24 protein-coding genes are annotated in these 25,882 nt (G+C 43.4%); 15 read left to right on the top strand and 9 right to left on the bottom strand.

Annotated elements, in window-relative coordinates; translation table 11 throughout:
- Positions 1 to 109 precede the first annotated feature (109 nt).
- The 9 genes from H2O73_RS14565 to H2O73_RS14525 all read left to right on the top strand — a co-directional run bounded on the left by H2O73_RS14565 (position 110) and on the right by H2O73_RS14525 (position 9,493).
- Entirely contained in the window at positions 110 to 775 is a 666-nt protein-coding gene (locus H2O73_RS14565; RefSeq protein WP_182109591.1) for a response regulator transcription factor, read from the top strand.
- A 76-nt stretch (positions 776 to 851) separates the two neighbouring features.
- The gene (locus tag H2O73_RS14560; RefSeq protein ID WP_182109590.1) at positions 852 to 2,168 is read left to right on the top strand and encodes a sensor histidine kinase; all 1,317 of its coding nucleotides are present in this window, start codon (positions 852 to 854) and stop codon (positions 2,166 to 2,168) included.
- A 135-nt stretch (positions 2,169 to 2,303) separates the two neighbouring features.
- Positions 2,304 to 4,418: a TonB-dependent siderophore receptor gene (locus tag H2O73_RS14555; RefSeq protein ID WP_182109589.1), complete on the top strand. Its 2,115-nt coding sequence runs from the start codon at positions 2,304 to 2,306 to the stop codon at positions 4,416 to 4,418.
- A gap of 191 nt (positions 4,419 to 4,609) precedes the next feature.
- Positions 4,610 to 5,371 (top strand): DUF3450 domain-containing protein, encoded by a 762-nt coding sequence (locus H2O73_RS14550; RefSeq protein ID WP_182109588.1) that lies wholly within the window; start codon positions 4,610 to 4,612, stop codon positions 5,369 to 5,371.
- Position 5,372: 1 nt separating this feature from the next.
- A complete protein-coding gene (locus tag H2O73_RS14545) occupies positions 5,373 to 6,740 on the top strand; it encodes a MotA/TolQ/ExbB proton channel family protein (RefSeq protein ID WP_182109587.1) in 1,368 nt (455 codons plus the stop codon).
- The gene (locus tag H2O73_RS14540) at positions 6,740 to 7,303 is read left to right on the top strand and encodes a MotA/TolQ/ExbB proton channel family protein (protein ID WP_182109586.1); all 564 of its coding nucleotides are present in this window, start codon (positions 6,740 to 6,742) and stop codon (positions 7,301 to 7,303) included. The genes H2O73_RS14545 and H2O73_RS14540 overlap by 1 nt, the downstream gene beginning before the upstream one ends.
- Positions 7,300 to 7,704: an ExbD/TolR family protein gene (locus tag H2O73_RS14535; RefSeq protein WP_182109585.1), complete on the top strand. Its 405-nt coding sequence runs from the start codon at positions 7,300 to 7,302 to the stop codon at positions 7,702 to 7,704. The genes H2O73_RS14540 and H2O73_RS14535 overlap by 4 nt, the downstream gene beginning before the upstream one ends.
- A complete protein-coding gene (locus tag H2O73_RS14530) occupies positions 7,704 to 8,324 on the top strand; it encodes an energy transducer TonB (protein WP_182109584.1) in 621 nt (206 codons plus the stop codon). The genes H2O73_RS14535 and H2O73_RS14530 overlap by 1 nt, the downstream gene beginning before the upstream one ends.
- A complete protein-coding gene (locus tag H2O73_RS14525) occupies positions 8,321 to 9,493 on the top strand; it encodes a tetratricopeptide repeat protein (RefSeq protein ID WP_182109583.1) in 1,173 nt (390 codons plus the stop codon). Before H2O73_RS14530 ends, H2O73_RS14525 begins: the two co-directional genes overlap by 4 nt.
- A 116-nt stretch (positions 9,494 to 9,609) precedes the next feature.
- Here the strand turns inward: H2O73_RS14525 and H2O73_RS22135 are convergent, their stop codons facing one another.
- The 5 genes from H2O73_RS22135 to H2O73_RS14500 all read right to left on the bottom strand — a co-directional run bounded on the left by H2O73_RS22135 (position 9,610) and on the right by H2O73_RS14500 (position 13,367).
- Positions 9,610 to 9,834, bottom strand: a complete 225-nt coding sequence (locus H2O73_RS22135; RefSeq protein ID WP_182109582.1) for a hypothetical protein — start codon at positions 9,832 to 9,834, stop codon at positions 9,610 to 9,612.
- A 198-nt stretch (positions 9,835 to 10,032) separates the two neighbouring features.
- Positions 10,033 to 10,917, bottom strand: coding sequence for an amino acid ABC transporter permease (locus H2O73_RS14515; protein WP_368737167.1), 885 nt, complete (start codon positions 10,915 to 10,917; stop codon positions 10,033 to 10,035).
- A 90-nt stretch (positions 10,918 to 11,007) separates the two neighbouring features.
- Complete coding sequence (locus tag H2O73_RS14510; RefSeq protein WP_182109580.1) at positions 11,008 to 11,826, bottom strand: transporter substrate-binding domain-containing protein; 819 nt, start codon at positions 11,824 to 11,826, stop codon at positions 11,008 to 11,010.
- Positions 11,827 to 11,835: 9 nt separating this feature from the next.
- The gene (locus tag H2O73_RS14505; RefSeq protein ID WP_182109579.1) at positions 11,836 to 12,633 is read right to left on the bottom strand and encodes an amino acid ABC transporter permease; all 798 of its coding nucleotides are present in this window, start codon (positions 12,631 to 12,633) and stop codon (positions 11,836 to 11,838) included.
- A complete protein-coding gene (locus tag H2O73_RS14500) occupies positions 12,633 to 13,367 on the bottom strand; it encodes an amino acid ABC transporter ATP-binding protein (protein ID WP_220457604.1) in 735 nt (244 codons plus the stop codon). The genes H2O73_RS14505 and H2O73_RS14500 overlap by 1 nt, the downstream gene beginning before the upstream one ends.
- A gap of 263 nt (positions 13,368 to 13,630) precedes the next feature.
- Here H2O73_RS14500 and H2O73_RS14495 point away from each other — a divergent pair, with 263 nt between their 5' ends.
- The 3 genes from H2O73_RS14495 (at position 13,631) to H2O73_RS14485 (ending at position 16,706) form a co-directional block, all read left to right on the top strand.
- Complete coding sequence (locus tag H2O73_RS14495; RefSeq protein ID WP_182109578.1) at positions 13,631 to 15,244, top strand: ATP-binding protein; 1,614 nt, start codon at positions 13,631 to 13,633, stop codon at positions 15,242 to 15,244.
- Positions 15,244 to 15,939, top strand: a complete 696-nt coding sequence (locus H2O73_RS14490; protein WP_182109577.1) for a response regulator — start codon at positions 15,244 to 15,246, stop codon at positions 15,937 to 15,939. Before H2O73_RS14495 ends, H2O73_RS14490 begins: the two co-directional genes overlap by 1 nt.
- Before the next feature lie 119 nt (positions 15,940 to 16,058).
- On the top strand, positions 16,059 to 16,706 hold the full coding sequence (locus H2O73_RS14485) for a DUF2726 domain-containing protein (RefSeq protein WP_182109576.1): 648 nt from the start codon (positions 16,059 to 16,061) through the stop codon (positions 16,704 to 16,706).
- Positions 16,707 to 16,715: 9 nt separating this feature from the next.
- Here the strand turns inward: H2O73_RS14485 and H2O73_RS14480 are convergent, their stop codons facing one another.
- From H2O73_RS14480 to H2O73_RS14470, 3 genes are all read right to left on the bottom strand, one after another.
- Entirely contained in the window at positions 16,716 to 17,753 is a 1,038-nt protein-coding gene (locus H2O73_RS14480; RefSeq protein ID WP_182109619.1) for a GGDEF domain-containing protein, read from the bottom strand.
- A 242-nt stretch (positions 17,754 to 17,995) separates the two neighbouring features.
- Positions 17,996 to 19,321: a flippase gene (locus tag H2O73_RS14475; RefSeq protein WP_368737165.1), complete on the bottom strand. Its 1,326-nt coding sequence runs from the start codon at positions 19,319 to 19,321 to the stop codon at positions 17,996 to 17,998.
- 164 nt (positions 19,322 to 19,485) lie between these two features.
- Complete coding sequence (locus H2O73_RS14470; protein WP_182109575.1) at positions 19,486 to 21,969, bottom strand: bifunctional diguanylate cyclase/phosphodiesterase; 2,484 nt, start codon at positions 21,967 to 21,969, stop codon at positions 19,486 to 19,488.
- A 388-nt stretch (positions 21,970 to 22,357) separates the two neighbouring features.
- Here H2O73_RS14470 and H2O73_RS14465 point away from each other — a divergent pair, with 388 nt between their 5' ends.
- Positions 22,358 to 23,254, top strand: a complete 897-nt coding sequence (locus H2O73_RS14465) for an ROK family protein (RefSeq protein ID WP_182109574.1) — start codon at positions 22,358 to 22,360, stop codon at positions 23,252 to 23,254.
- A 107-nt stretch (positions 23,255 to 23,361) separates the two neighbouring features.
- Positions 23,362 to 24,228 (top strand): pirin family protein, encoded by an 867-nt coding sequence (locus tag H2O73_RS14460; RefSeq protein ID WP_182109573.1) that lies wholly within the window; start codon positions 23,362 to 23,364, stop codon positions 24,226 to 24,228.
- Between the two features lie 71 nt (positions 24,229 to 24,299).
- Here H2O73_RS14460 and H2O73_RS14455 read toward each other — a convergent pair whose 3' ends face one another.
- Positions 24,300 to 25,289, bottom strand: a complete 990-nt coding sequence (locus H2O73_RS14455; RefSeq protein ID WP_182109572.1) for a sugar-binding transcriptional regulator — start codon at positions 25,287 to 25,289, stop codon at positions 24,300 to 24,302.
- A 138-nt stretch (positions 25,290 to 25,427) separates the two neighbouring features.
- On the opposite strand from H2O73_RS14455, the gene H2O73_RS14450 reads away from it, so the two are divergent.
- A complete protein-coding gene (locus H2O73_RS14450; RefSeq protein ID WP_182109571.1) occupies positions 25,428 to 25,859 on the top strand; it encodes an RbsD/FucU family protein in 432 nt (143 codons plus the stop codon).
- Positions 25,860 to 25,882: the final 23 nt, after the last annotated feature.

Here is a 25,882-nt window from a genome sequence, read left to right as displayed (position 1 = left end):
TGTTTTATTCTGTCGCAATCAACTGGAAAGGAGTAATTTAACAAACGGGCTTGTACTGATAATAGTTGCGATTTAGAATCGCATTCCTTGTTGTTTATTGCGAATAAAGATGTCGAAAATTTTAGTGGTTGATGATGATATCGAACTCTGCCAGCTCATCTCTGAAGTTCTGGAATTAGAGGGGTATCAAGTAACTTGCGTTCACTGCGGTGAGGCAGCTCTGAATTACATAGAAAAACATTCCGTAGATTTGGTGTTACTGGATGTGATGCTTCCTCAGTTAAGTGGGTTACAAGTGGCTCGCCGCATTTGCCAACGTTTTGCCACCCCCATTTTGATGCTCACTGCACTAAATGATGAGTCATCAATGCTTGATGGGTATCAAGCGGGTGCCGATCAATATGTCGTTAAGCCATTTAAAGTCCCTGAGTTACTTACTCGTATTAAGGCAATCTTCCGTCGGGTTGGTCTAGAAAAGCAGCGTCAAAATAATGCATTAGCAGAAGATAGCTTTGGTGAGGCGATTTCGGGCTTGCCGTTTACCGGCACGGAAGCTGACTTACTCAATTACCTCATCCGTAATGAAGGTGTGGTGATATCAAAAGCCCAATTGCAGATCGAAGTGCTGAAAAAAGAACTCAGTCCATTTGACCGAAACTTAGACATGCATATTAGTAACTTACGCCGAAAGTTAGTAGAGGCGGGTTTGTCTAAGCAGCATATCAAAACTGTTCGAGGCAAAGGCTATAGCTTTGTTTCTAGTGTCAGAGAATAGTGCTTTGAATTGTTCTACATTTCTTTCTAATTTCAAAAAACATAAACACAGTTTGGCATTTGAGATTTTTAGCTATATGTCAGCTGTGGTGTTATGCATTTTGTTGCTTCAATCTGCCACAGAACAAGCACTGATCCGAACGCTCTTGGTACTGCCTGAGCCAGTGAAAGAGCAGATGCGTAATTTAGCCTATCAAGCAAATGTATTGATCGAAGATGGCGATATGGATGAGTTGGCTGATTGGGAAAATGCTCAACCGTTTTACCTGTTTGTCCTCAATAAGAATAACCAGCCGATCACTCACCGGGATATGCATCCTCATTTTGAGTTTAAGCTTAAGTTTTTGCGCCAGCTGGGCGGTAATATGGGGGAGCGAGTCAATAAACCGCTCATTGGTATTCCTTTGAGCAAGCAGAGTACCTTGGTGATTCAATTACCCAGTCAATTGCACCCAGCTCATCGTTTTCTCAATTATCTTAATGTGAGCAAAGTGGTCATAGCCTTAGTTATCTTGACCCTGTTTTCGTTGATACTGGCGCGTAAGTTGCAACAACCGCTTAATAGACTTAAAGAGGCGAGTCATAGGTTGGCTCAAGGTGAGTTCAGCGGCAGTGTGGTTGCAGAGCTTCAGTCGCAAACCATTGAGTTCAATGAACTGGCTCAAGATTTTGATGAGATGAGTCGGCAGATTCATGCTTTAGCTGAGAAGCAAAAGCGCCTTATCCGTGATGTTTCCCATGAGCTGCGTACGCCGTTAGCAAGGCAAAATCTTGCACTCCATCTGCTCAAGCATAAAGTGTCCGATCAGGACATAGCACTTGTTGAACGTGTTGAGCGTGAAGTTGAAGAGATGGATAACCTAGTGGCGGAAATTTTGACTTACAGTCAGCTGGAAAATGCACGCTACGAAGTAAGCCTAAAACCAGTGTGTTTAGAAAGTTATACCCGTTCGCAGGTGGAGCAGAGCCAACTGGATATTGGTGGGAATCAAAAACTGAGTTTTTGGGCGAGTGATGATACCAAACAGGTTATTGCAGATGAACGACTCGTAGTACGATGCGTACGCAATTTACTTTCCAACTCGATCAAATACGCTGGTGAAGAGGTCGCTATTGATGTGTTTATTCATGCTCTAACGGAGGGTGAGCATAAATACATAGCAATTGCAGTGCAAGATAATGGAAAAGGGATCGCAGAGAATAAGCTTGAAGATATTTTCCAACCGTTTACGCGCATCGAATCTTCGCGTGATAAGAAAGCTGGTGGCTATGGTCTTGGGCTCGCGATTGTTAAGCAGTCGATGGATTTAATGAAAGGCAAGGTACGAGTACGAAACCGGAAAAATGGTGGTTTACATATCGAGTTGCTATTTCCAATTTCTAAAGCACGCTGATCAGCGTGTTTTTGTTTTAACAGTGCGAATGCAAAGAATGTAAATTCAATGCTAATGATACTGATTATCACTTATATTCCGCTTCGAAAATGACAAGCAGCTTTGGTAAGACTGCATATAAATTCGGAGAAGAAGATGTTTACTAAGAGTAAGCTAGCGCTAGTGATAGGCGCAGTACTAGCTACTCCTGCAATGGCAGAGAGTGTAAAAACAGATGAGCATATGGTCGTGGAAGGCCGAGAGTATGGCTATAAAGCCGAAACCAACTCAACGGCAATGCGAATGGAAGCGACTCAGTTAGAAACTCCTGGGCAAGTTGCGGTTATTGGTGAACAAATTATTGATGAGCAGCGTGCAAGTACCTTAGGTGAGGTTTTGCAAAACGACGCTAGTGTGAGCGCTGGCGGAACAGGGCGTAACCGCGAGCGTTTTTCGTTACGTGGTTTTGAAGTAAACAGCTCAACAGGATTCCTAAAAGATGGTAATCAGCATTGGTCGCATTATCGCCAACCAGTAGAATTACTAGAGCAAGTGGAAGTAGTAAAAGGTCCTTCTGGTTTGCTTTATGGCGCATCAGCGCCAGGTGGTCTCATTAATATGGTGAGCAAGAAACCGAGCAATGATACTCAGATTAGCGTTAGCCAAGATATTGGATCTGATGATCACTCACGCACCATGGTTGATGTGAGTGGTGCATTGAATGAAGCAGAGACACTGCGTGCCCGTACAGTGATTTCAAAAGAAAGCTACAGTTCTTGGCGTGAATATGGTGATGGCTCATCACCGCAAACGGATCGCTTAGTAGCAGGCTTATTTGTCGAATATGATTTAAGTGACGATGTCACCGTTTCGGTGCACTACGATAAAACCAATGATCACGGTAGTGTTGATTCTGGAGCGCTCTACACATTAGATGGTCAACGAGTTGGAAGTAAGAATCATATTTGGGATGCTCAGTGGTCCGAAATTGAAAATGATGTTGAAAACCTTGGTTTTGATGTTGATGCGTCTTTAAATGATGTGTGGTCTATGCGAGTGGGGTATAACTATCAAGATTTCTCTCGTGTTGATATCGAAAGCTACCCAAGCTTCGCTAATATCGCGCTCGATGGTTCCGGTACCGTGACGCAGGGCGGCAACCACCGCAATGATGAGTGGCGCTTTAAAACAGCTTACATGGACTTCATTGCCGATACTGATATTGCTGGTATGAATCACCAAATGCTTATCGGAGCAAACTGGCTAGGTTACCGTTATCTACGTGCACAAGAATCGTTTATTTCTCAAGAAGTGGCTCCTGGGGATTCAGTCGGCAATCCACAATATAGCGGCAATTCCTTTAACCGTTCAAGCCGATACGATACCTGGGGTTTTTATCTACAAGATATGGTCACGCTCAATGACCAATGGCAAGTCATCGCAGGTGTGCGTTTTGACCGTAAAGTGGAAGAAGGTGTTGCCGAAGAGAGTGTGTCACCAAAGTTAGGCGTGATTTATCACCCTGCTGAGAATGGCAGCGTGTATTTCTCTTACGCAGAAAGTTTTGAGCCGCAAGGTAAAGTGATGTCTGACAGTAAAACGACATACGTGAATGACGGTGAGATTCTAGATGCAGCCAAAGGTGTATCTTATGAAATTGGAACAAAGTGGGAATTGCTTGATGAGCAACTTTTTGTTTCCGGCGCGGTGTTTAACATCACTCAACAAGATATCAAGTTAGATGTGGATTTAGGTGCGGATCCAAATGATGCAAGCAAGACATTGGTGAACAGAACGCAATCTGGTGAGAAAGTACATAATGGTGCGGAGCTTAGTGTACAGGGTTACTTAACTGAGCAGTTCTCAATGACAGCTTCTGCGATGTATCTAGATGCGGAGATCAAAAAGCATGAGACATTCTCCGGAAATCGTCCTGTCGATGTGCCAGAGTTTGCAGCAAGCGTTTGGTCAACTTACGCGGCAACCAATGAGTTAGATTTAAATGTAGGTTTAATCTATGAAGGCTCTCGATATGGCAACGCAGAGAACACCTTCAAGAAGGATGGCTATACCCGTGTTGATATGGGTGTTGCCTATACCCATCAATATGATGAGAACTTAGAATTAATTGCTCGATTTGCTGTTGAAAATGTATTTGATACGGACTACTTAGCGGGGGGCGGGACAACATCGTCTAAACACCAGTTTGCAGAAGATGTTGTGATTGGCGAAGGTCGTAACTACATGGCGACACTTCAAGTAAAATATTAGAATTACATCGAATTATTTTAGGGGAAGGGAGCCCTTCCCCTGTATTCGTTGGAAAAGACAGAAAAAATCGTTACTATGCGTTGCTAATTGTTAATGATAATATTTATCAACAAAAATTTGGACACTAATAAAACCTCATTGAGAATTGCTAAAAGCAAAATATCGATAGCCTGAGGTAACCGACTACGATTATGAACCGATTAAAAACCAGTTTAGCCATTTTACTTTCCACAATGGTAGCGCCAGCTTTAGCTTCAAATTTGAATGATGCACAATCCATTCAAAATAAAACTAATTCAGCGTCCGCTGTGAGCCAAAAGCGCATTAATAACAGCGCAGATTCCTCTTTATTGTTGCAAGCAGAGATTGAGCAACTTCAAGAGGAAGTGAAGAATTTGCAGGTATATCAAACGCATTTAACTGCGCTAGTCGCGAGTCAAAATGAAGAAATGGCAAGCATTGATGGCCAGATACAACAGATAAAAATCACGCGCCAAGGCGTTGTGCCATTAATGTATCAAATGGTTGATGGTCTTAAAAATATCGTAGAACAAGACGCGCCAATTAAGCTTGAGCAGCGCCAAGCGCGTATTGAGAAGCTAGAGGCATTAATGACTCGTGCCGATATTAGTGATGCTGAAAAATACCGCCGAATCTTAGAAGCGTACCAAATCGAAATGGATTACGGCATCAAGCTGGGGCTATACCAAGGTCAAATCCTAGTGGCGGGCGAAGAGCGCGAGACCGATATTCTACACCTTGGTCGTATCGCATTGGTTGCGAGAAGTTTAAACGGCAGTAAATACTGGTCTTGGGACAAAAAGAACAATACGTGGGTTGATATTGATGGTTCGATGAAACCCGAACTTGATAAAGCATACGGTGTTGCAGCTAAGCAAACGGCACCAAGTTTAATCACCTTGCCTGTGTCTCTTATCGCGGAGGTGAAATAATATGAAGTGTAAATTTGTCACCACCATTCTTGCGGTTACCGCACTTACTATACCTACGTTTGCTTCTGCTGATTTTGTCGCTGAAGCTCGCCAAGAGAGCGCGCAACAAACGCAGCACAACCAAGTGCGTGAATCCGGCTTTAAAGCGACAGAAAAAGAGCTAAAAACGCTTAAGGCGCAATTGATAGCAAAGCGTCAACAGCTTCAAGCCAACAATGACAAATTAGCGGAGATGTTCAGCCAAAATGAAGATACGCTGGCTCGCCTAGAAGAACAGCTTCGTTTAGAAACAGGCAGTTTGGGTGAAGTTTTTGGTGTTGTTCGCCAAAATGCGAAAGAGCTACAAAGTGAGCTTAAGTACTCGGTAACCGGAGCGGATGCTCAATCTTACAATGCTCAAATTGACCAAATTATCGCGGCGACCGCGCTTCCTTCCATGCCGCAGTTAACGGCTCTTTGGCAAGCAATGGATGAGCAAATCTCCGCAAGCAGTAAAGTGGCAAGTGTTCAAATCCCATTTATTGATGGAGAAGGCAAGAAAGCCGAAGTGGATGCGTTGCGTCTAGGCTCTATCGCTTTAGTCGGAAAGCAAGGCTATCTAGCTTGGAGTGGAGACCGACAGGAAGCAACGGCGTATGTGAAGCAACCTGACAATGCCCCAACGCTAGACTCGCTTGTTTCAATGACACAAGGTGAGGTTTCCAATGTCATAGTTGATCCTTCACGTGGTGTGATGTTAGAGCAACTTGCGCTAACACCTAGTGTGATGGACCGCCTACAAGCGGGTGGGGTGATTGGTAAAATCATCCTTGGTCTTTTGGCGATTGGCGGTGTGATTGCATTGGTTCGCGGTGCGAGTTTAGCCACGACACGGCAGAAAATTCGAGCTCAACTTAAAAAACCAAGTGAGCCTGGCAATAACCCATTAGGTCGTATTCTTGCGGTATATAGCAAAGAGCAAAACCGCAGCTTAGAAGCTTTAGAACTGCGTTTACTTGAAGCGGTGGTTGATGAACAGACCAATCTTGAGCGTGGTTTATCCATGTTGAAGTTGCTTGCTGCACTTGCACCGATGCTGGGTTTGTTAGGAACTGTAACCGGTATGATCGAAACCTTCCAAGTGATCACTCAATTTGGTAATGGCGATCCGAAAGTGATGGCTGGTGGTATATCGATGGCACTGGTGACAACGGTATTAGGTTTGGTTGCTGCCATGCCACTACTATTGGCGCATAACATCTTAAGTTCACAGGCTGAGAATATTCGTAATATCCTTGAAAAGCAGGGTATCGGCTTAGTTGCAGAACAAGCAGAGAGAGCCAGTTTGAGCAAACTTTCAGAGCCACAAGCGGTAGGGAATGCGGCGTAATGTCTTCTCTATTTTCCTTCTCATGGTTGCCCGAGAGCCTTCAGTCGAGTCACTGGTTGCTGTCACTGCAAAGTTTTATGGAGCAGGGCGGTCAGGTACTTTGGTGGTTAGGTCTTGTGGTTCTTGTCTGCTGGGTATTGATTATTGAGCGTGTCATATTTCTCCTTATTCAATTTCCTAAGATGCGTTCAGCATGGATCAGCCAATGGCATGCACGTACAGAGCAGCATTCGTGGTATGCATTATCGATTCGAGAGAGCTGGATTGCCCAAGCGCACATGGCGCTTTATCAAAATCTCAATATGATTAAGGTGCTTGTGGCGATTTGCCCAATGCTGGGTTTACTGGGCACTGTAACGGGTATGATCACCGTTTTTGATGTGATGGCCAACCAAGGCAGTAGCAACCCGAAATTAATGGCATCAGGCATTTCATTGGCGACATTGCCTACCATGGCTGGAATGGTCGCCGCGTTGGCTGGAATGTTCGTGCACGCACGGTTAGCTAAAGCATGCCAACTTCGAGAGTTTAAATTAGAAAAATCGTTAAGGAGTCAGCGATGAGACTCGGTAGACGCCAGCATAAACAAGAAGAGGCGCAAATCGACCTAACTTCGATGCTTGATATAGTATTTATCATGCTGATCTTCTTTATTGTTACCAGTTCGTTTGTACGCGAATCAGGGGTAGAAGTTAATCGCCCACAAGCTTCAAATGTTGTCAGTCAAAAAGATGCGGGCATTTTCGTCGCTATCACCTCGGCAAACGATATTTATATTGATAAGCGAGTGGTGGATGTCGAGCGCGTTCAGGCAACATTGGAGCACTTGTTGCTCGATAAACCGGAAGCATCGCTGGTTATTCAGGCTGACGAGCATGCATACAGCGGCACGGTCGTGAAAGTAATGGATGCCGCCAAAGGCGCAGGTGTTAAAAATATCGCTTTGGCAGCGGAGAAAAGATAGTGCTACGGATCTTACTCTCGCTTCCCATTGCTGCGGCAATAGCACTTGCTTTGTTTAGCTTTATGGCATGGATGGTAGACGGCGGACATCGTCGTGCTGTTGAGCCAAGTGCTGCAGTGAGCTTCAATATGGTTATGATGGAGAACGAACAAGACGTTCAGCGTCGTCAACGTTCGGTGCCTCAGCAGCCTAAACCACCTGAAGTGCCAGAGCAGATGCCACTTTCTCAGGCGAAAGCGAAAGCGTCGGCAGTGTCGCCGTTGTCAATGCAGCCTTCGCTTGGCTTAGACACTGCAATCGATGGGCTGGCGATCAGTGCGCCGAGTTTTGGTGATTTTGGCGTCAACCAGCAAGCGATGCCATTGTATCGAGTAGAGCCACGTTACCCTGCCAAAGCGCTAAGACGAGGTGCAGAAGGTTTTGTTGTGCTGCGATTTACTATCGATCCAACCGGAAGACCAATGAACATTGAAGTGGTGGATGCCAATCCGAGGCGTATGTTTGAAAAAGAAGCGATACGTGCGCTACGCAAATGGAAATATCAACCAAAAGTGGAAAATGGCGACGCGTTAGCGCAACTAGGGCAAACCGTTCGCTTGGAGTTTAAGTTGGCAAAATGATGATACGTATATTATTGCTTAGTTTACTTAGCTTGTGCTCCGCTCACTCGATTGCCGCGGAGTTAAGCCAGTACACGGCGGTTCGAGTGCAAAAAGCTAACCAAATGGCGCAAGAGGAACAACTAAAACAAGCCATCACAGCGTTAAAGGCAATTGACACATCGCGCGCCTATGACAAAGCATTTGTGGCTCGTATGTTAGGCGTCTTTTATTGGCAAGATGGTCAGGTTAAATCGTCGATCAAGCAGTTGAAAGCCGCGGTTAACTCGAAACAGCTACAAGATGAGCAAGCTTGGACAACGCAAAAAATGTTGGCTGACTTATTACTAAATGATCAGCAATTCAGTCAGTCCTTACCACACTACTATCACCTTGCGAAACAAGTACCAGAAACACAAAAAGCTGACGAAATTTGGCTACGTATTGCACAGGCTCATTATCAAGTCAGTGAGTGGAAACGTGTGATTCCTGCCGTTGACAAGTATCGCCGTTTTCAATCTAAAGATGAGTTACAGCCGCTTTCACTTAAACTGGGGGCGCAATTACAGCTTAAGCGCTGGAAAGATGCGATTCCGACTTTAGAGAAGCTGATTGTATTGCAACCAGAAAAGGTCAGTTGGTGGAGACAATTGGCGAGTTTGCAGATGCAAGTCAATGATAACAAGGGGGCGTTATCAACGTTAGCTTTGGCGAAACAGCAAGGAATTAGACTCTCGCAACAAGATCGCCGGTTACTTGCGCAACTTTATGCCCAACAAGGCATTCCGGAACGTGCGGCGATTGAATTGAGTGAGCTTGATCAAGCACGCAGTGATATTCAACTTATCGTCGCTCAAGCCAGCTATTGGCAACATGCTCGCGAGTGGGATGAGGCATTAGTGCAGTGGCAACTTGCCGCGAAATATAATGAGAAATACCACTGGAATGTAGCGCAACTGATGGTGCAGCAAGGTCAATATCAACAAGCGCTAGGCGTTTTAGATAAAGTGAAAGGTCGACAAGAGCAAGTCGCATTGGCAAAGACACGAGCTTACTATAAGTTAAACCAGCTTGAGCAGGCGCTTATACAAGCGAAAAAAGCCAATAATATTACCCCAAGTAAGCAGTCAAAAGGTTGGATAAAGTACCTGACACAACTGCGCAAAGTGAGTAAGCCACAGGTTAGTTAGCATAGATAATATTGGACTAATAAAGGTCTTAAAACTTCAAAAGGGAGCGGCAAGCTCCCTTTTTGCTTGGTGGGACTTTGGTTTGAGGATAATGAGAAGGGGTGTCGGTTCGCTTCTCATTTTCCTATTCGACAAACATATTCAGCTCGCCAGAATAAGCTCTTATCCGTTTGCATATTATTCAGTAGATCTTGCCCCGAAATTTGTGGGTAGGCATGGCGCACTTGCGCGTCCTCAATTAGCTCAGATCGAGAATAAGCACGGACATGAGTGAAAGTGCTTGAAAGGTTTTGAGACAACATACTTTTTGATAGGCAAATACCAAAAACATCCCGTTTCATGGTCAATCCCTCTAGTGTTAACGCAGTGAAGCTCATTTTTCATGCGTTACTTTCTGTATGAAAATCTGATACTACTAAATTATAAGAAGGGATTTTGCTGACTGCTCAATAAATAGACACTTTGAGTGTGGCAAAGATCAAAATCTGACACTATTTACGGCTTAACTAGACAAGGTTGAGTGGATTTTGTTTAAAAGATCATCCTTTATGGCGCTTTTCGAGAGAACGGAAAAACGTAGAGAGTCCAAAACAGATTACAAAGTAAACCAAGCCAATAATAAGCCAAATTTCAAAAATATAGCCCGAAGAGTTGGCAATCTCTGTCCCGACGAAAGTCATCTCTTGGATTGAAATCAGTGAGACGATAGAGGTATCTTTTACCAAAGAAATTGTTTGCCCAGCGAGTGCCGGTGTAATGGATTTAAGTACTTGCGGTGCAATAACATAGCGGTACTTAACCCAAGCCGACATTCCTAACGAATCTGCTGCTTCCCACTGACCGGTATCAATACTTTGCAAGCCTGCGCGAACAACCTCTGCAACATAAGCCGAAGATAATAAGCCAACACATAAAACACCGGAGAGTAGATTTTCCCAGAGGTTTGAAGGACCAAACAGCATCTGCTGAACTGCGTTAGTCTGGGCGGGGTAGTTTCGTAGTACACCATCTAAACCCAGCAATGGGATCAATTGATTGGAGATGAAGAAATAGAAAATGAACACAAATACTAATGGCGGAATATTGCGGACGAGTTGAATAAACACATTGGCAGGTCTGTTTAACCAAGCCGATGATGAGAATTTGGCTAGCCCGAGTAGTGTTCCCACAATTAAAGCAAAGCTGATCCCCCAAATGCTGAGGCGCAGTGTCGAGAACAAACCTTGGAAAAAGTAGGGTAAGCTACCATCCGCTCTGGGTGTGAATAGTAATGACAGAGCGTCGCCCCAATGCCAGATGTAGTTCACTCCCGCAGATGAACGGTAGTAAAGCCATAAGGCAAATATTGCACATAGCAGTAATAGCAACGCGTCTAATGGGACAAATCGCTTTACACTATTGTTCGTATTGGTGTTGCTGTTAATACGATGCGTTGGGTTTTTCTCTGCCACTATCTAATCCTAAATAACTTGCTTGGCACTGGTGTTGCTAGAAGCTTTCGTGTGTGAAGAAGGCTACTGACTTTGTGCGATTTGATTCTGCCAATCTAAGGTAGAGAACCAATATTCATAGCGCTCTTTTAGCCAGCCATCTTCTGTGCGTTGTTCGATCCACTGGTCGAAAAATGCTTTTTTATCTTGTTCATCAAGACGAACGGCAAACGCTTCATTACCTTGCGATAGGCGTTGGTCAAATGGCAAAAATAGCTTGTTTGCGTGTTTGATGGCTTCATGCTCTGGTTTCGGACTTGAAGCAATGACCGCATGTGCATTGCCATTGAGCACTTCTTGAAAGGCTTGAGACTCATCATCAAACTGAAGTATTTTTGCTTTCGGGAATGTTTCACGAGCAATTTGTACCGTATATGCACCACGGCGAGCCGCAATTTTCACTCGGCGGGAGTCGAAATCTGATAATTTGCTAAACCCTTCAACGAGTTCTTTGCTTGCCGCGACTTGAACACCAGAATGTGAATAGGGTAAAGAAAAAAGAACACTTTTCGAACGTTCAGGAGTGATCGACATTCCACCTATAATCACGTCAAACTTTTTCGCCAGCAGGGCCGGAATGATGCCATCCCAAGCGGTAGGAACAAATTCAACCTTCCAGCCGGCATCTGCCGCCAGTCGTTTGGCAACATCAATTTCAAAACCGATCAGCTCGCCTTGTTTGTTGCGCATTGCCCAAGGAACGAAGGTCGACATACCCACTCGTAGTGTTCCTCGGTCATTGATTGCCTCAAGATTGGGCGTAGTAGTTTTGGTATTCGCAGCGGACGGAAAAGCAAGTATAAGTCCGAGTGCCGCGGTGATGGTCGCTTTGAATAATTTCATGTTATCTCCTTATAATTTGCGCCAACTGGCTCCAAGTCTATGCTCCAGCCATGCGGATAGGGCAGAGAGTGATAGGGTTAATATGAGGTAAATCGCCGCCACTGAAAACCAAACTTCAAACGGCATAGCAGTTTCCGAAACAATATTGCGAGCTTCAGTGGTGAGATCAAAAATGGCCATCACACTGACAATGGAAGAGTTTTTTATGAGTGACACAACTTCGTTGGTCAGTGGTGGAATAGTGCGTTGTATGACTTGTGGCAAGATGACATCTTTATAACTGTGCCATGGTGAAAGCCCCAACGTTTTAGCGGCTTCAAATTGACCGGTCGGGATACTTTGCAGCCCCCCTCGTAAGATCTCAGCCGTATACGCTCCTTGAAATAAAGCCAAGGCAAGTACCGCGGTACTGAATCTATCGAGACCAATCACAGGACCAAAAACGAAATAGAGAAGATAGATTTGCACTAATAGCGGTGTGTTACGGATGATTTCTATATAGCTGGTCGCTAAAAAACGCCCCACACGTGACTGGCTCATTTTCAACAAAGCGGTGGCTAAACCCAAAGCCAAGGTAAATATAAGGCTTAATGCTGAAATTTTAATGGTGACAAGTAGCCCTTCGAGTAACTCTGCTGGCCACCACTCGCCATCTTCATAGAACATAATGTAGTCAGGCATACGGTGCCACTGCCATTGGTAATTCATGGCCTTTGCTCCGGAATCCAGCACCCAGCCGATAGCAATAATCATCACAATGATTTGCAAAATGGCCTGAAGAGTGGGCTTCATGATTCGGTACATCATCAGTAGCTCAATATCTGATTTAAGAATGTTTGAGTGCGGTGGTGAGTTGGTGACTCAAACAGAGCGGTCGGAGTTCCGATTTCAACAATTTCACCTTCATCCATAAACACCACTCGGTTAGCAACCTTTTTTGCGAAGCCCATTTCGTGGGTGACACAGACCATGGTCATGCCTGATTTTGCCAGTTCAACCATGACATCTAATACTTCGTTGATCATTTCGGGGTCGAGCGCGGATGTTGGTTCATCAAACAATAAAATATCGGGTTCCATACAAAGAGAGCGAGCAATCGCGACACGTTGTTGCTGACCACCAGATAGCTGGATTGGGTACTTATTGGCCTGCTCGGCAATATTGACTCGCTCTAGGTATTTTATCGCTCGTTCCTTGGCTTGCGCTTTGGAGAGCTTTAACGTTTTTATGGGCGCGAGAGTGAGGTTTTCTAATACAGTGAGATGGGGAAATAAGTGAAAGTGCTGGAACACCATACCTACTTTGCCTGGAAGAATGTGTTTACTGCCTACAGGATGGGTAAAGACAGTGAGTTCACCTTGATGAAAATCTTCCAAGTGATTGATACAGCGGATTAATGTTGATTTTCCTGAGCCTGATGGGCCACAAACCACCACTATCTCACCGGGTTCAACTGAGAGATTAATATTCTTTAATGCGTGGAACTCGCCATACCATTTGTTGAGTTCGTTAAATTCAATTATCGGCTTTTGTTCTTTCAAAGTGACTTTGTATTGTTATTGTTTTGAACACCATAGCAACTTATTTCAATCAATGCACATGATTAGCAATTTCAGATCATCTAAGTGAGGGATTTGTAACGACTTTGGTCGTTTTTCCAACATTAGTAGCGGCAAGGTCGTGCTTATTGTGTGCAGGGCATAAATGTGACGAAGGGTGACAGAATGGGTGTTAAATAAATGTTATTATTTATGGGGTTGGTGGTTTGTGTTTGCTGCCCTCATTAAGTTGTTAGGGAAATGGAATGAATTGGAGTGGTATTAGTTTTCGTAAGCGAATGCTCGTGATAATGACATTAACTGGGCTAATAGAACTTTTGGTTCTGGTTGCTGCGGGGTTTCTCTATATCAAGCATACACAACAGCAAGAAGTCGGGCTTAAAGCCCTGGGAGTCGCGTCTTTTCTTGCTCAGTCACCAGATGTTATCCAAATTGCCAAACAAGGTCGTAGCGATGAACAATTGAAATATCGCAACCTCAGTCAACTGATTGGTGCTGCATTTATTGTGATTGGTGATAAGAATGGTATTCGTATCGTGCACCCAATCGATGCGCGCATAGGTAAGCCAATGAAAGGAGGCGACAACAATAAAGCCTTGATTGATGGCGAGTCGTACGTTTCATTTGCTGAGGGATCTCTCGGCTATTCTGTTCGAGGTAAAACGGCAATATTTGATGAGCGCGGCAATATTGTCGGCGTGGTTTCGGTTGGTTATCTGATCGACCGATTACAAGATCGAATTGAACCTTACTTAGCTTACCTGTTAGCGATGACTGTGATCGTGTTAGCAGCCAATGCGCTTATCTCCAGCTACGCTTCGCGCCGGTTTCAAAAAGCAATTCTGGGCTTTGAACCAGAGGAAATAGCCCGATTGTATGTTGAATTGGATGTCACGCTTGAGACCTTAAAAGAGGGCATTATAAGTATTGATTCCCATGGCAGATTACGCTCTATCAATAAAAGCGCTTGCCGAATTTTGGGCATTAGCAAAGAGCAGTATCTAAATCGTCCACTCAGTGAGGTGCTACCTGATAGCCAATTACAAGAATTGCTAGCAAATCCTAGAGTTGATCAAGACATCAATTTGTATCTCAATGGACAAAGGTTAATTGCGAATCGAAGTGCCATCGTAGTCGATGGAGAAGTGGTTGGCGCGGTATCCAGTTTTCGTTTAAGAGATGAAATCACAGAATTAACAGAACAGCTTGCTAAAACCAAAGAGTACGCAGAAATGCTGCGTTCTCAAACTCATGAACATCGAAATAAGCTCAGTACAATCAGTGGAATGGTGCAGCTTGGTGAATTAGAAGCGGTGCAGACGTTTATTGGGCAAGAATCGGCTCATTACCAAAGTTTGATGGAGAGTTTACGTGAAACGATCAATGAACCTTTGATCGCGGGATTGTTGCTCGGTAAAACAGAACGCGCTCGGGAATTGGGCTTAAGTTTGCAGTTGGAGCCAGGTTCGAGGTTGTTGTCATTACCTGCTCGTATCAATGCGGAAGATGGCGTGACTATCCTTGGTAATATGATTGATAACGCTTTTGATTCGATTAGAAGTGCGATGGTCAATCAAGTATCAGTCGACCCACAACGAAGAAAAATAGACGTATCACTCACGGATTATGGCAATGAGATAATTTTTGAAGTCGTCGACCAAGGGATTGGCTTACCTGAAGGGGTGTCATCTGAGTTGTTGGTTGAAATGGGGGTTTCAAGCAAAGCGAGCGAAGGAAGGGGCGTAGGGCTTTACTTAATAAAACAGTTGGTTACACGCTACAATGGACAAATAGAACTTGTTAATAATGATGGCTCAGGCGCGAGAGTCACGGTGTATTTACCAAAGGATAAGCTGTAATGACTTCTGCCGTTGAAGTAATGATAATTGAAGATGATATTAAAATTGCACAGCTACACCAACGATACATTGAACAGTTGGAAGGGTTTGAGGTTGTTGGAATTGCCACCACTAAGGCGGATGCACTGTTGCAAATTGAAATCTTGCAACCGCACTTAGTGATCCTTGATGTGTATCTACCAGATGGTAGTGGGCTAGATATTTTGGCGCTGTTACGCAGCGAGAAACAGAGCTGTGATGCTATTTTAGTCACCGCTGCTCGTGATGTTGAGACCTTACAGCAAGCGATGCGTGGCGGTGTCGTGGACTACTTACTTAAGCCTGTTATATTTAGCCGCTTAGAAATGGCGTTAAAAAAATATAGCGAACAGAAACTGCAACTCGATAAGTTGAATGACTTAGATCAGGGCTTAGTGGACAGAATGCTACAATCTGTTGGTAATGAGGCTCCAACGCCCCGTTTACCCAAGGGGATTGATAGCGTAACCCTAGATAAAATAAGAGCGCTTTTTAGCCAGCCGATTAGCTTAACTGCTGAAGATGCAGGTACTAAAATAGGTGCGAGTAGGACAACAGCAAGGCGCTATCTAGAGTATCTTATCAGCACTGGAGAGCTTGTGGCTGATGTGCACTATGGCACTGTCGGACGCCCAGAGCGAAGCTATAAACGCGCAGTCAGCGGGTTGTTTAATTAGAGCCAAGTTCAACTGAATATATTTGTCTCGTGATTACGCTTTGTCACTTATGTAATTAAGGGTAAGATTAGCCGTTAGTTATTCATTTTACTCTTTTACTTTAAGGTGTGTTATTCGCAATGGAATACGTTGCTATTTTAGTCGTTCTTTTTGTCGCTTTTTATCTTTTCGTTCATCAGCGCTACCTCAAACAAGATGAGCTAAAAGACAGTGACTATAAAAAGAAAGGTCCTTTGCTCAACAGTAAAGAGTCGGCATTTTATAACGCATTGATTAGTGCGGTTGGGCAACAAGGCGTGATTTTGTCTAAAGTTGCAATGAGTAAAGTGCTTACGCCAAAAACGACCGATAAGAAAAGCTGGTTTATTGCCAACAATCGAATCGCAAAAAGCTATTTTGATTTTGTTGTATGTGACCCACGTAGCTTAGAAGTGAGAGTGGTGATTGAGTTAGATGATGGCACGCCGCTAAATAAAGGCAAAGTTGAGCGACAAAAGCTATTAATGCATGCCTGTAAATCCTCGGGAATTCCATTAATTGGGGCAACGGTTAAGCACAGTTATCAAGTAGGTAAGCTGCGCCGTTTGTTAGCTGCTCATATTGATCTTATTGAAGCGGACAAAGAAGTGCGTTTTTGTAAGCGTTGTGGTAGCCCAATGACTATTAAAACCGCAGCTCATGGTGATCATAAAGGACGTCGTTTCTTCACTTGTAGCCGTCAACCTCACTGTACTTATACAGAAAACTACAATGTTGTTTTTGAGTAGGTAGCAGTACTAGATCGCGTCGGTGATGCCTTCGTCATTGCGAGACATCATCACTTGGTTTCGTCCACTTCTTTTCGCTCGATACAACTCAATATCAGCCTTACGCAGAACACTCTCTAGGCTATTAAAGTGGTGGCATTGGTACACTCCAATACTTACGGTCAGAGTAATGTTCTGTTCATCGACTTGAAAGGAATGGTTTTCGATTGAAAACCGAATGTATTCCGCCTTCATTTTGGCTTGTTGGCTAGATGTATTATGTAAAGCAATACAAAACTCCTCACCACCAATTCGGTACACCAAATGCTCATCGCTTAACGAATCTAGTAATGAGGCGGTTTGTACCAAGACCCTGTCACCAACATCATGACCATGAGCATCGTTTATACGTTTAAAATAGTCGAGATCTAAGATGAGCAATGACAGTGGCAGTTTTTGGCTTTCTTGTCGGTAACGCTCAAAACTATGGACCAATGCGTGACGATTATAAACTCCGGTCAATGCATCTCGCGATGCGAGCTTACCCAGCGAGCTTTCTGAATTGGTTCGTTTCACTTCCAAAATATGGGTGGTCGCCCAGATACTCAAATAACTCAATACAAAATTGAATAATAATTGAATGTGAAATTCAGCTTGTTGGTTCATCTGAACGGCTATTAGTACGGTTATGGCAAACAGACCGCAGGGAGTCACAATTTTGGCTGATTTTTTACCGAGAATGAGATAGCACATAATCGGAATTAAATTTGCCCATACATAAACACCATAGGTGATTGGATTATGAGTTACGGTCCAACACACTGTCACCATAAATGACCATACATAGCTTTTACGTAGCCACTCTGAACCTTGATCTCGATAGGTTTGGTAGCATACGTAAGCCGAAAAAAGACCAAACATCAGCTCAATAACGGGGAATTTGGATGATTGTGCATCGCTTATTGTGAGATAAGTGATGATCAGAGCGGCACCCGTCAAAAACATACTTAACCAAAATAAAACGGCTCGCCTCAAGTGCTGGGAGGGATTAAATATGTCGAGATCCATAAAAAGTAGCCCTTGGTTCCATAATGAACGAGATAATAAGTTGTCCATACTATGCTTTTATGAAATAGCGTCAATAGCAACTGTTAACACACTTCACATATTTGTTAATGCAATGCTGCGCTTAGAGTGATCTATACAATTAAACGAAATGATGCTGATGTTACTCTATAGACTCGGAATGGTGGGGCAGGCAGTTTAAACAAAGGGGCTATATATTATGCGCGCCCCCTAGATTATTGTGATTATTTTAATTCAAACGATGGTTTTTTTGCTTCTTTAACCGACTTGGCAAAGCATAAACTGGTGTGTAAACGGGTGATTTTGAACACTTCACGGCTCATCAATAAGTGGCTTAATACTAAGGAGATTGAGACAGCGATAGCAGCACCAACTTCTTGATACAGTGGCACTAATAACAACATTAAGCCGACATTGATGACCAATGACAACATTAAAGTCTTCATGGTTTTCTGTTCATTGTTGGTCATATTGAGTACCGCGGCTGATGAACCAAGGAAAATACTGATGAATTGCCCAACACATAGAATGATTAATGGCAGATAAGCCGCTTCATATTCATGACCAAATAAAACATTGATCAGTGTTTGACCTCCAAAGATCAAAATAACGAATATAATCGAAGAGGTAAACATGGTTAGCCTGACAGAGCGGGTAAGCAGTATTTGGATCTCATCGAACGCTTCACTACGATAGAAACGAGCAATTTTAGGCATAATGACCGCGTCGATAGAAGAGCGAAGTATGGTGATCAGCATGACCGCTTGAGTGGCAACCCGAAAGTAAGCAATGGATTCGAGGTTAGTCATCCACCCCAATAAGACAATGGCCAATTCGGTATTTAGAGTAAAAACAAAGGTGATCATGGCGAAAGGCAATAAAGACTTAAACCAGGGTTTACTTGAAAAAGTGGGCTTGGCCGTTTGGGCATTTTTCCTGACAACATAGCGAACGAGAAAGAAACTCAGTACGCAGGTAAACACCAAAGCCAGTACGGAAATGAAGACCAGAGTCATTGATGAAAGCGGCGTACCTGTTACGACAAAATATAACAATATCGACAGAGTGATTACCGGCGCCAATAGCTTTGAAGGGAGTTGGGCCAAAATTGGCTTACCGAACCCATTTAATACCGAATCTTGTTGGGTTGCTATCCCTCTTAAAGGAATCACCCACACGGCGACATAGATTAGTGTTGCTACATGCGGTTCGAAATAGCCGAAGTGTACCAACCCTATCATGATAGAAAATATGATCAGAGAGAGACCAAACACGTAAAAGCGTGACCATAAAAGCATCCCCTGCAGGTTGCTCCAGTTTTTTTCATAGTGAAAACTGGCAATCTCTCGAACCATTAAGTTGGGTAGCCCAGCAAGAACGGGCAAGGCGGCAATATTGACTATAGAAAGAACGTAAGTATAGAGACCGTATTGTTCTGCGCCGAGAAAACGGGCGAATATGACGCCCGCAACTACTGAAATACCTCTACTGAAGAATTGGATTCCAGCAGTGCCGAAAAAGAGCTTGGCAAATGCGTTGGTACTCAACACCTAATATCCTTGTGTGCACAATAACCAAACCGGAGGAATAAAACTTTAGAATGAAAATTTGGTTTTAGTTTGGTTTCAAATAATTAAGGTTAATAGTACACAGAAACAATGTCTGAATTATGAGAATGTTTGATAATCATCACCCATCATCGGTTGCCAGAATACTAGTGACAGACAGTCATTCTTGAGTGGTGGTGTATATCTCCAATCGGGACCGGTTTAGAGTAGAGATAGCCTTGAATGGTGTAGCACTTCATATCATGCAATAAGTTTTGTTGCTCTATTTGTTCAACCCCCTCGGCGACAATGTTCAAGTCGTTGGAGTGAGCAATGGCGACAATAGTTTTGACGATATTGAGATTCGACTGACTGTTTTGCATTCTGGTAATAAATGAACGATCAATTTTTATTTCAGTAATCGGCATTAAATTGAGATAGCTTAGCGACGAAAATCCGGTTCCAAAATCGTCTAAAGAAATGCCAAATCCAAGTGTTCTTAATTTCTCCAAAGTTGGCTGAATTGCTTTTATATCCTCGATAAAAACGTTTTCAGTCAATTCCAAAATAATCAATTCAGTTGGCATATCATGACGTTTCGCGGTGGTCACAACCATCTCGGTAAAGTGAGGATGGAGTAATTGCGTAGGAGAAATATTAATTGAAACAGAGATAGGCTGTGAAAGAGTGAGGTTTAGCTCATGAGCATCTTTGCATGCTTTATCGAACACGAATTTGCCTAAATCTAAAATAGCGTTGTTTTTTTCCGCCATATCAATAAAAACAACGGGTGAAATAACACCCAAAGTGGGGCTTATCCAACGGCATAATGCCTCAATGCCTTTCATCGTGCCTGTTACGGAATCAATTTGAGGTTGGTAATAAACATCAAGCTCACCACGTTGCAAAGCATCTTTGAACTCATCTTCAAGTAGGAATTTATTGGTTAACTCTTCACTGATTTTTTGATCAAAGAAAGTGACATTCCCTTTACCTTGCTTCTTCGAACGAGATAAAACAATATTTGCCTTGGACATCAAAGCGCGTGGTTCGAGTGCGTCATTGGGATACAGAGAGACGCCAATCGAAGAACTCAACTCAATACTGATACCATGAACTAAGAACGGACGGAGTAAACAAGACTGGATTTGACTGACCATTTTCCTTGCTTGTTGTTCATCATTCAGCTTTGGCAAACAAAATACAAATTCATCTCCTCCAAATCGCGCTACGCTTCCTTTATCCGCCACTAAACGTGAAAAACGTTTAGCTATTTGAGTGAGTAGGACATCCCCAGCATCGTGACCATATTTATCATTGACGCGTTTAAACTTATCTATGTCAACGAACAATACTGCCAGCAGCAATTGATGTTTCTTACTCTCAGAAATGCCTTGTTTTACTTTGTCTTCGAGCAATAGTCGATTAGGTAGCTGGGTTAGCGGGTCATATTGAGCTAATTGGCGTAACTGCTCTTTGCGTTTTTCTAATTTGGAAAAATCAGCTTCAATGCGATTTTGAAACTTGCTAAATCGACGACCGAGGTAGTTGCTGAGCAATATAGACAACAAGGTCAGGATCAGCGCAAGAGATAGGCATAAAAGTAAAACCTTAAATAGCTCTGAACGAACCTGTTCACGTAACTTAAATATTTGTGGTGCAATGCGACGCTCTACTTCTTCGACGTAGATTCCTGAACCTATTAGCCAGCCCCACTCGGGATCAAATTTGATATAGCTAACTTTATTGGAATTAAGCAATCCATCAGGATGATAGGGTGATTGATACTGAACATACCCAGCGTTTTTGTTGTCTTCATCAAACGTTCTGCTGGCTTCTGTCACCAGTTTTGTAAAATTGGAATCAACAAACAGAGGGTCTTTGTGCGCGAGAACTTGCCCTTGTTCATCAAGTACAAATAGGTAGCCATTTTCACCAAACCGATAGTTGGATATCCAACGCAATATATTTTGTTGGATTTGTTTTTCGACATCTTCGACATACTCTCCGGAACCAATTATCCAGTCATACGGCACAAAGTGGCGACCATAACCAATTTTTTCGTACTCGTTTTGACTTTGAGGTTTTGTGAACCACCAGCGATGGTAAGCCGCACCATCTTCTGATTGTTTTAGGATTTCAATGTATTCTTTTAGGAATTGCACACCTCTGGTGTCTCTCATTTCAAGACGTTGCGTTCCTTCCGTTTCAGGAGTCGTGGCAAGCATGATGTTTGTGCCATCCATGCTATAGATGAAGAAGTAGCCGCGATCATCGTTATAGCGAAGTTTTCTGAGCGCATCGGCGATCATCTGTTTTACTTCGATTTCGGGTTTGTCGCGGTTGGCTTGGTAAATAGTACTGGCGACTTGATGAGCGATGTCGACGTGATATTTTACTTGTGATTTGAGTAATGAAGCAACTTGGCGTCGCTCATAGCGAATTTGGTTGTATGAGCTTTTTACACGTTGAGCAATGATTTCTTTTTGGCGCTCTAGATTGCTCGCAATTAAGTTCCGTTCAAGTTGATTGGCACGCTTATGGCTGTCGCTGACGACAATCATCAATAATACGCTGACAAAAATCACAATAAGGAAAAAAGGCAGCGTTTTGATAATGTTGAGTAGCTTCCTATCCGTCAGCGCATTCATGATAAATGTTCACTCCTTTTGAACACTTTAATTCTCTCAATTGAGACAGGCGACCTAAGCTAAGTCGCAAAAATGATAAGCGTTCTATAAACTTTCATATTAGTAAGTCTCAGGCTACATAATGTTAGTAATAACGTTACATTCATCACGCCTATTGTTGTTTTATGCATTTTTGTGTTGAATTTTTAATGAAAGCAAATGCTTACTGGATCATTCTAGGCGTTTCCTTACAACTAGGAGCAGTGTGACCAATAGATGAATGTCCTCGCATCGTCGAGCATGATGAGACATAAATCTCATGTAGCAATCACAGTTTGCTTAAACTGACTTGAATCCAGAATTTGTATGCATCAAAGTGACTAGCACTTAAGGTTAAGAGTTAAGGCTAATGGTTTATCTCGCACTGGATTTTGGTGGCAGCGCAGTAAAAGGCGCAATAATGGATGCGCAAGCAAACATCTTTGAGAAGTTTTCATTACCGAGTCGGGTGAAGAGCTTTGAGGATTGGTTTGCTCTTTTTGACCCAGTGTTTATGCAGTTGCAAGAAAACTATCGCATACAAGGGATTGCGATCAGTGCTTGTGGCGCTGTTGAGACCAACAAGGGCTTAGTCTATGGTGCCAGTTCTCTTCATTATATTCACGGTGTGGATGTGAAAACGCTTTTTAGCCAGCGTTATCATCTACCGGTGGAAATTGAAAATGATGCGTGTTGTGCAGCACTTGCGGAAAGTTGGATAGGTAATCAGTGTGACTCAAATAATATTTGTTTAGTGGTTATCGGCTCAGGGGTGGGTGGGGCACTGATTGTTGATGGCAAGTTGTGTAAAGGACACCATTTATACGGTGGTGAGTTTGGCTATGCGATCCTCGGCTTTAGTAATGGGTGCCCACAAGTTGTTTCTGAACTAGCATCAACTCAAGGGCTAATCGTACAAGCCGCGAAACGACTGAATGTTCCTCGCCAAACGTTGGATGGAAAGAAGGTATTTGAGTTATACCAAAGTGGTGATGCCGATATCGCTGATGTCGTTGATAAGTGGGTGGGGTATTTGGCGACCACATTATTCAACCTTCAGTATACACTCGATCCTGAATATATTGTCTTGGGTGGTGCAATTAGCCAGCAAGCTAAACTTATCCCATTGATCGAACAAAAGTTTGCTCATTACACTCAAGCCATGCCATTTTGTCATATTACACCGCAAGTTGTGGCTTCAAAGTTCGGTAATGACGCCAATCTAGTCGGTGCGGTTGCCCATTATATTCAGTGCAGACATGGTTAGTCTCTACTTGTTCGAATTTATCGAATGAGTAGAGCAATTTCTCCTGAGTTTGTTTTTTATCTTAGTTTTTATACTGTTCTTAAAGCAAAAAAGTAGGAACAGTTGTTATGAGTGAAGCAAAAACAGCCCACCAGCAAAGAGCAATCCTGAAAATCATTAATGCGACTCCGACTGCCGATGGAGATGGCGTTAAAATACGTCGTATTGCAGGTTTTAATAACGCGAGTTTTTCCCCCTTCCTAATGGTTGATGAACTAAAAACCGATCAACGACAAGACTACGTTGGTGGGTTTCCTCCCCATCCACATCGCGGTATTGAAACATTAACCTATATGCTGCAAGGGCATTTTCAGCATGAAGACCACATGGGTAATGTCGGTCAATTGCGAAGTGGCGGAGCGCAATGGATGGCAGCCGGTAGAGGCGTCATTCACAGTGAGATGCCAATTATGCAAGACGGTGAGTTGCACGGCTTTCAAATTTGGATAAACCAACCCGCGCGCGACAAAATGAAGCCAGCGCAATACCATGATTTTCAACCAGAAACGATAACCGAACATCGCTCAAAAGAGGCAGGTTTAGTGCGGCTCATTTCTGGTGAACTTATTATTAACGGTGACGCTGTATTTGCACCATTAATGACAACAGGAGTGCCAGCCAGTGTGGCCGATTGGCGAGCAGAGCAGGGCAATCTTCTTCATCTACAAGTCCCAGAACATCACAACATGATGCTGTATGTCTACCGTGGTGAGATCAGTGTTCAGGGAAGTGCCGTACATCAAGGGCAGATGGCACTATTAAGTCATGCTGAATATGCTGAGCTTCACGCCGAAGAGGTTAGTGGCGTGCTGGTGTTTAGTGGACAACCAATCGATGAGCCGGTGGTTCATTATGGTCCATTTGTGATGAACAGCATGGAAGAGATTAATCAGGCAGTTGAAGACTATAATGCAGGTGTGTTTGATGGATATTAATTGATTGGTTTTAAATTATTTGGTTGTAACGAGCAATGCCGCGTTGCGGCATTACTGTAACTGGAGTGGTTTTACTTTGGAACGTCGACAGTTGCTAAAAATTCGGCAGTACCTTCATCAATAATCAAATCTGAAACATACCCTCCCAAAATAGCGCCAAGCGTTGCTTCATAATTACGCTTGCCACCCGCGAGGAAAATGCGCCTTTCGACTTGGCGAAGCTGTGCGAGGCTAATGCCCAATATTCTCAAATCGATCTCAGCGACGACCGGTTGCCCAAACTTGTCGTAAAAACGCCCACAAATGACACCGACAGCGCCTAGTTCTCGGTAGTTTTGCATCTCTTTTTTTGAAAGCACGCCAACACGAATCAACGGGTTCTCTTCGAGTGCATTACCAACCACAAACAGTGCTTTGTTGCAGCGAGTCAGTGCATCAAAATTGGCACGGATGATGGGTTCAGCTTGTAGTTCCATCGCAAGACGCGAGCTCGAAACCACTGCTGGAACATGCAGGGAAATTACGCGACCAGAGAGGCGGTGTGCTAATTGAGAAGAGGATTCAATGGTAGTGAAGTCGGGTTGAGCTGGCATTGAACCGAGCATTTGCATGACGGTGACGTCTTTACAACTCTTCGGTGTCATTAGGTGACTCATCTGATGGATGGTTCGCCCCCAAGCAACACCAAGCACGTCACTATCTTCGACCACTTGATTTAAATACATCCCTCCAGCACGAGCAAGACGTTCACGCATTAGCTTTGAGTCTTCACGCTGATCTGCATGTTCGCCATCGGGAACGATGATGACGCGTTCGAGGTTGAACTTATCTTTGATCAGTAACGAGGTTTCAATAGAGGAAAAGGTATTTAAATCGAGACTTATCTGCACCAATCCTTTTTCTCGTGCGGTTTGCAAATACTTCACTACCGTTACTCGTGAAATACCCATCAACTTAGCTACTTCTGTTTGGCTAAGTCCTTCTTGGTAGTAAAGCCAAGTTGCATGAAGCACTGGATCACTATTGAATGCGCTGACGTTTCGTAGCACAGCATCGGTCATCGATTGCCATCCTTATGATTATTATTTGAATTCTGTAAGTATTCTCATGTTTTGACAATTATAAAAGTTTTGTGGTCTTGCTGACATAAAAAAATGTAATAGACTTTTGTATGAATGTAAATACAAAGGTAAATTCTAATGTTGAAACATATAGACCCACTATTGAATGCTGAATTGTTATTTGCTTTACAAAATATGGGGCACGGTGACCGTTTAGCCATTGTTGATGCCAATTTCCCTGCTCGCTCACATGCTCAGTTTTGCCATATTTCTCTTCCAGGAGTTAACGCGTCACAAGTGCTGAGTAGTGTACTCAAGCATTTTCCACTCGATGCGTTTACTGAGACACCGATGTGGATAATGGCAGAAGATGGAAGTGCACAACCTACTGATGCTGCGTCGGATTTTTTCGAAGTTAAACGAAACTCAGAGGAAGCGAAATATTCAACAGAGTTGATGGATAGGCAAGAGTTTTATACCGCGACTCGCGGGTGTCAGTTGGTGATAAGTACCAATGATATGCGCCCATATGCTTGCATGATATTGCAAAAGGGTGTGATATTTGACTGATGTCATAAATCAGTACAAATCGA

The organism is Vibrio marinisediminis (assembly GCF_014050145.1).
In the GTDB taxonomy this organism is placed as follows: Bacteria; Pseudomonadota; Gammaproteobacteria; order Enterobacterales; family Vibrionaceae; genus Vibrio; species Vibrio marinisediminis.
This window is presented reverse-complemented; position numbering and strand designations above follow the sequence as displayed.

Coding starts and splice junctions, on each gene's coding strand:
- H2O73_RS14565 (WP_182109591.1), top strand. CDS start 110: ATGTCGAAAATTTTAGTGGTTGATGATGATATCGAACTCTGCCAGCTC.
- H2O73_RS14560 (WP_182109590.1), top strand. CDS start 852: ATGTCAGCTGTGGTGTTATGCATTTTGTTGCTTCAATCTGCCACAGAA.
- H2O73_RS14555 (WP_182109589.1), top strand. CDS start 2,304: ATGTTTACTAAGAGTAAGCTAGCGCTAGTGATAGGCGCAGTACTAGCT.
- H2O73_RS14550 (WP_182109588.1), top strand. CDS start 4,610: ATGAACCGATTAAAAACCAGTTTAGCCATTTTACTTTCCACAATGGTA.
- H2O73_RS14545 (WP_182109587.1), top strand. CDS start 5,373: ATGAAGTGTAAATTTGTCACCACCATTCTTGCGGTTACCGCACTTACT.
- H2O73_RS14540 (WP_182109586.1), top strand. CDS start 6,740: ATGTCTTCTCTATTTTCCTTCTCATGGTTGCCCGAGAGCCTTCAGTCG.
- H2O73_RS14535 (WP_182109585.1), top strand. CDS start 7,300: ATGAGACTCGGTAGACGCCAGCATAAACAAGAAGAGGCGCAAATCGAC.
- H2O73_RS14525 (WP_182109583.1), top strand. CDS start 8,321: ATGATGATACGTATATTATTGCTTAGTTTACTTAGCTTGTGCTCCGCT.
- H2O73_RS22135 (WP_182109582.1), bottom strand. CDS start 9,834: ATGAAACGGGATGTTTTTGGTATTTGCCTATCAAAAAGTATGTTGTCT.
- H2O73_RS14510 (WP_182109580.1), bottom strand. CDS start 11,826: ATGAAATTATTCAAAGCGACCATCACCGCGGCACTCGGACTTATACTT.
- H2O73_RS14505 (WP_182109579.1), bottom strand. CDS start 12,633: ATGATGTACCGAATCATGAAGCCCACTCTTCAGGCCATTTTGCAAATC.
- H2O73_RS14495 (WP_182109578.1), top strand. CDS start 13,631: ATGAATTGGAGTGGTATTAGTTTTCGTAAGCGAATGCTCGTGATAATG.
- H2O73_RS14490 (WP_182109577.1), top strand. CDS start 15,244: ATGACTTCTGCCGTTGAAGTAATGATAATTGAAGATGATATTAAAATT.
- H2O73_RS14485 (WP_182109576.1), top strand. CDS start 16,059: ATGGAATACGTTGCTATTTTAGTCGTTCTTTTTGTCGCTTTTTATCTT.
- H2O73_RS14480 (WP_182109619.1), bottom strand. CDS start 17,753: ATGGATCTCGACATATTTAATCCCTCCCAGCACTTGAGGCGAGCCGTT.
- H2O73_RS14470 (WP_182109575.1), bottom strand. CDS start 21,969: ATGAATGCGCTGACGGATAGGAAGCTACTCAACATTATCAAAACGCTG.
- H2O73_RS14465 (WP_182109574.1), top strand. CDS start 22,358: ATGGTTTATCTCGCACTGGATTTTGGTGGCAGCGCAGTAAAAGGCGCA.
- H2O73_RS14460 (WP_182109573.1), top strand. CDS start 23,362: ATGAGTGAAGCAAAAACAGCCCACCAGCAAAGAGCAATCCTGAAAATC.
- H2O73_RS14455 (WP_182109572.1), bottom strand. CDS start 25,289: ATGACCGATGCTGTGCTACGAAACGTCAGCGCATTCAATAGTGATCCA.
- H2O73_RS14450 (WP_182109571.1), top strand. CDS start 25,428: ATGTTGAAACATATAGACCCACTATTGAATGCTGAATTGTTATTTGCT.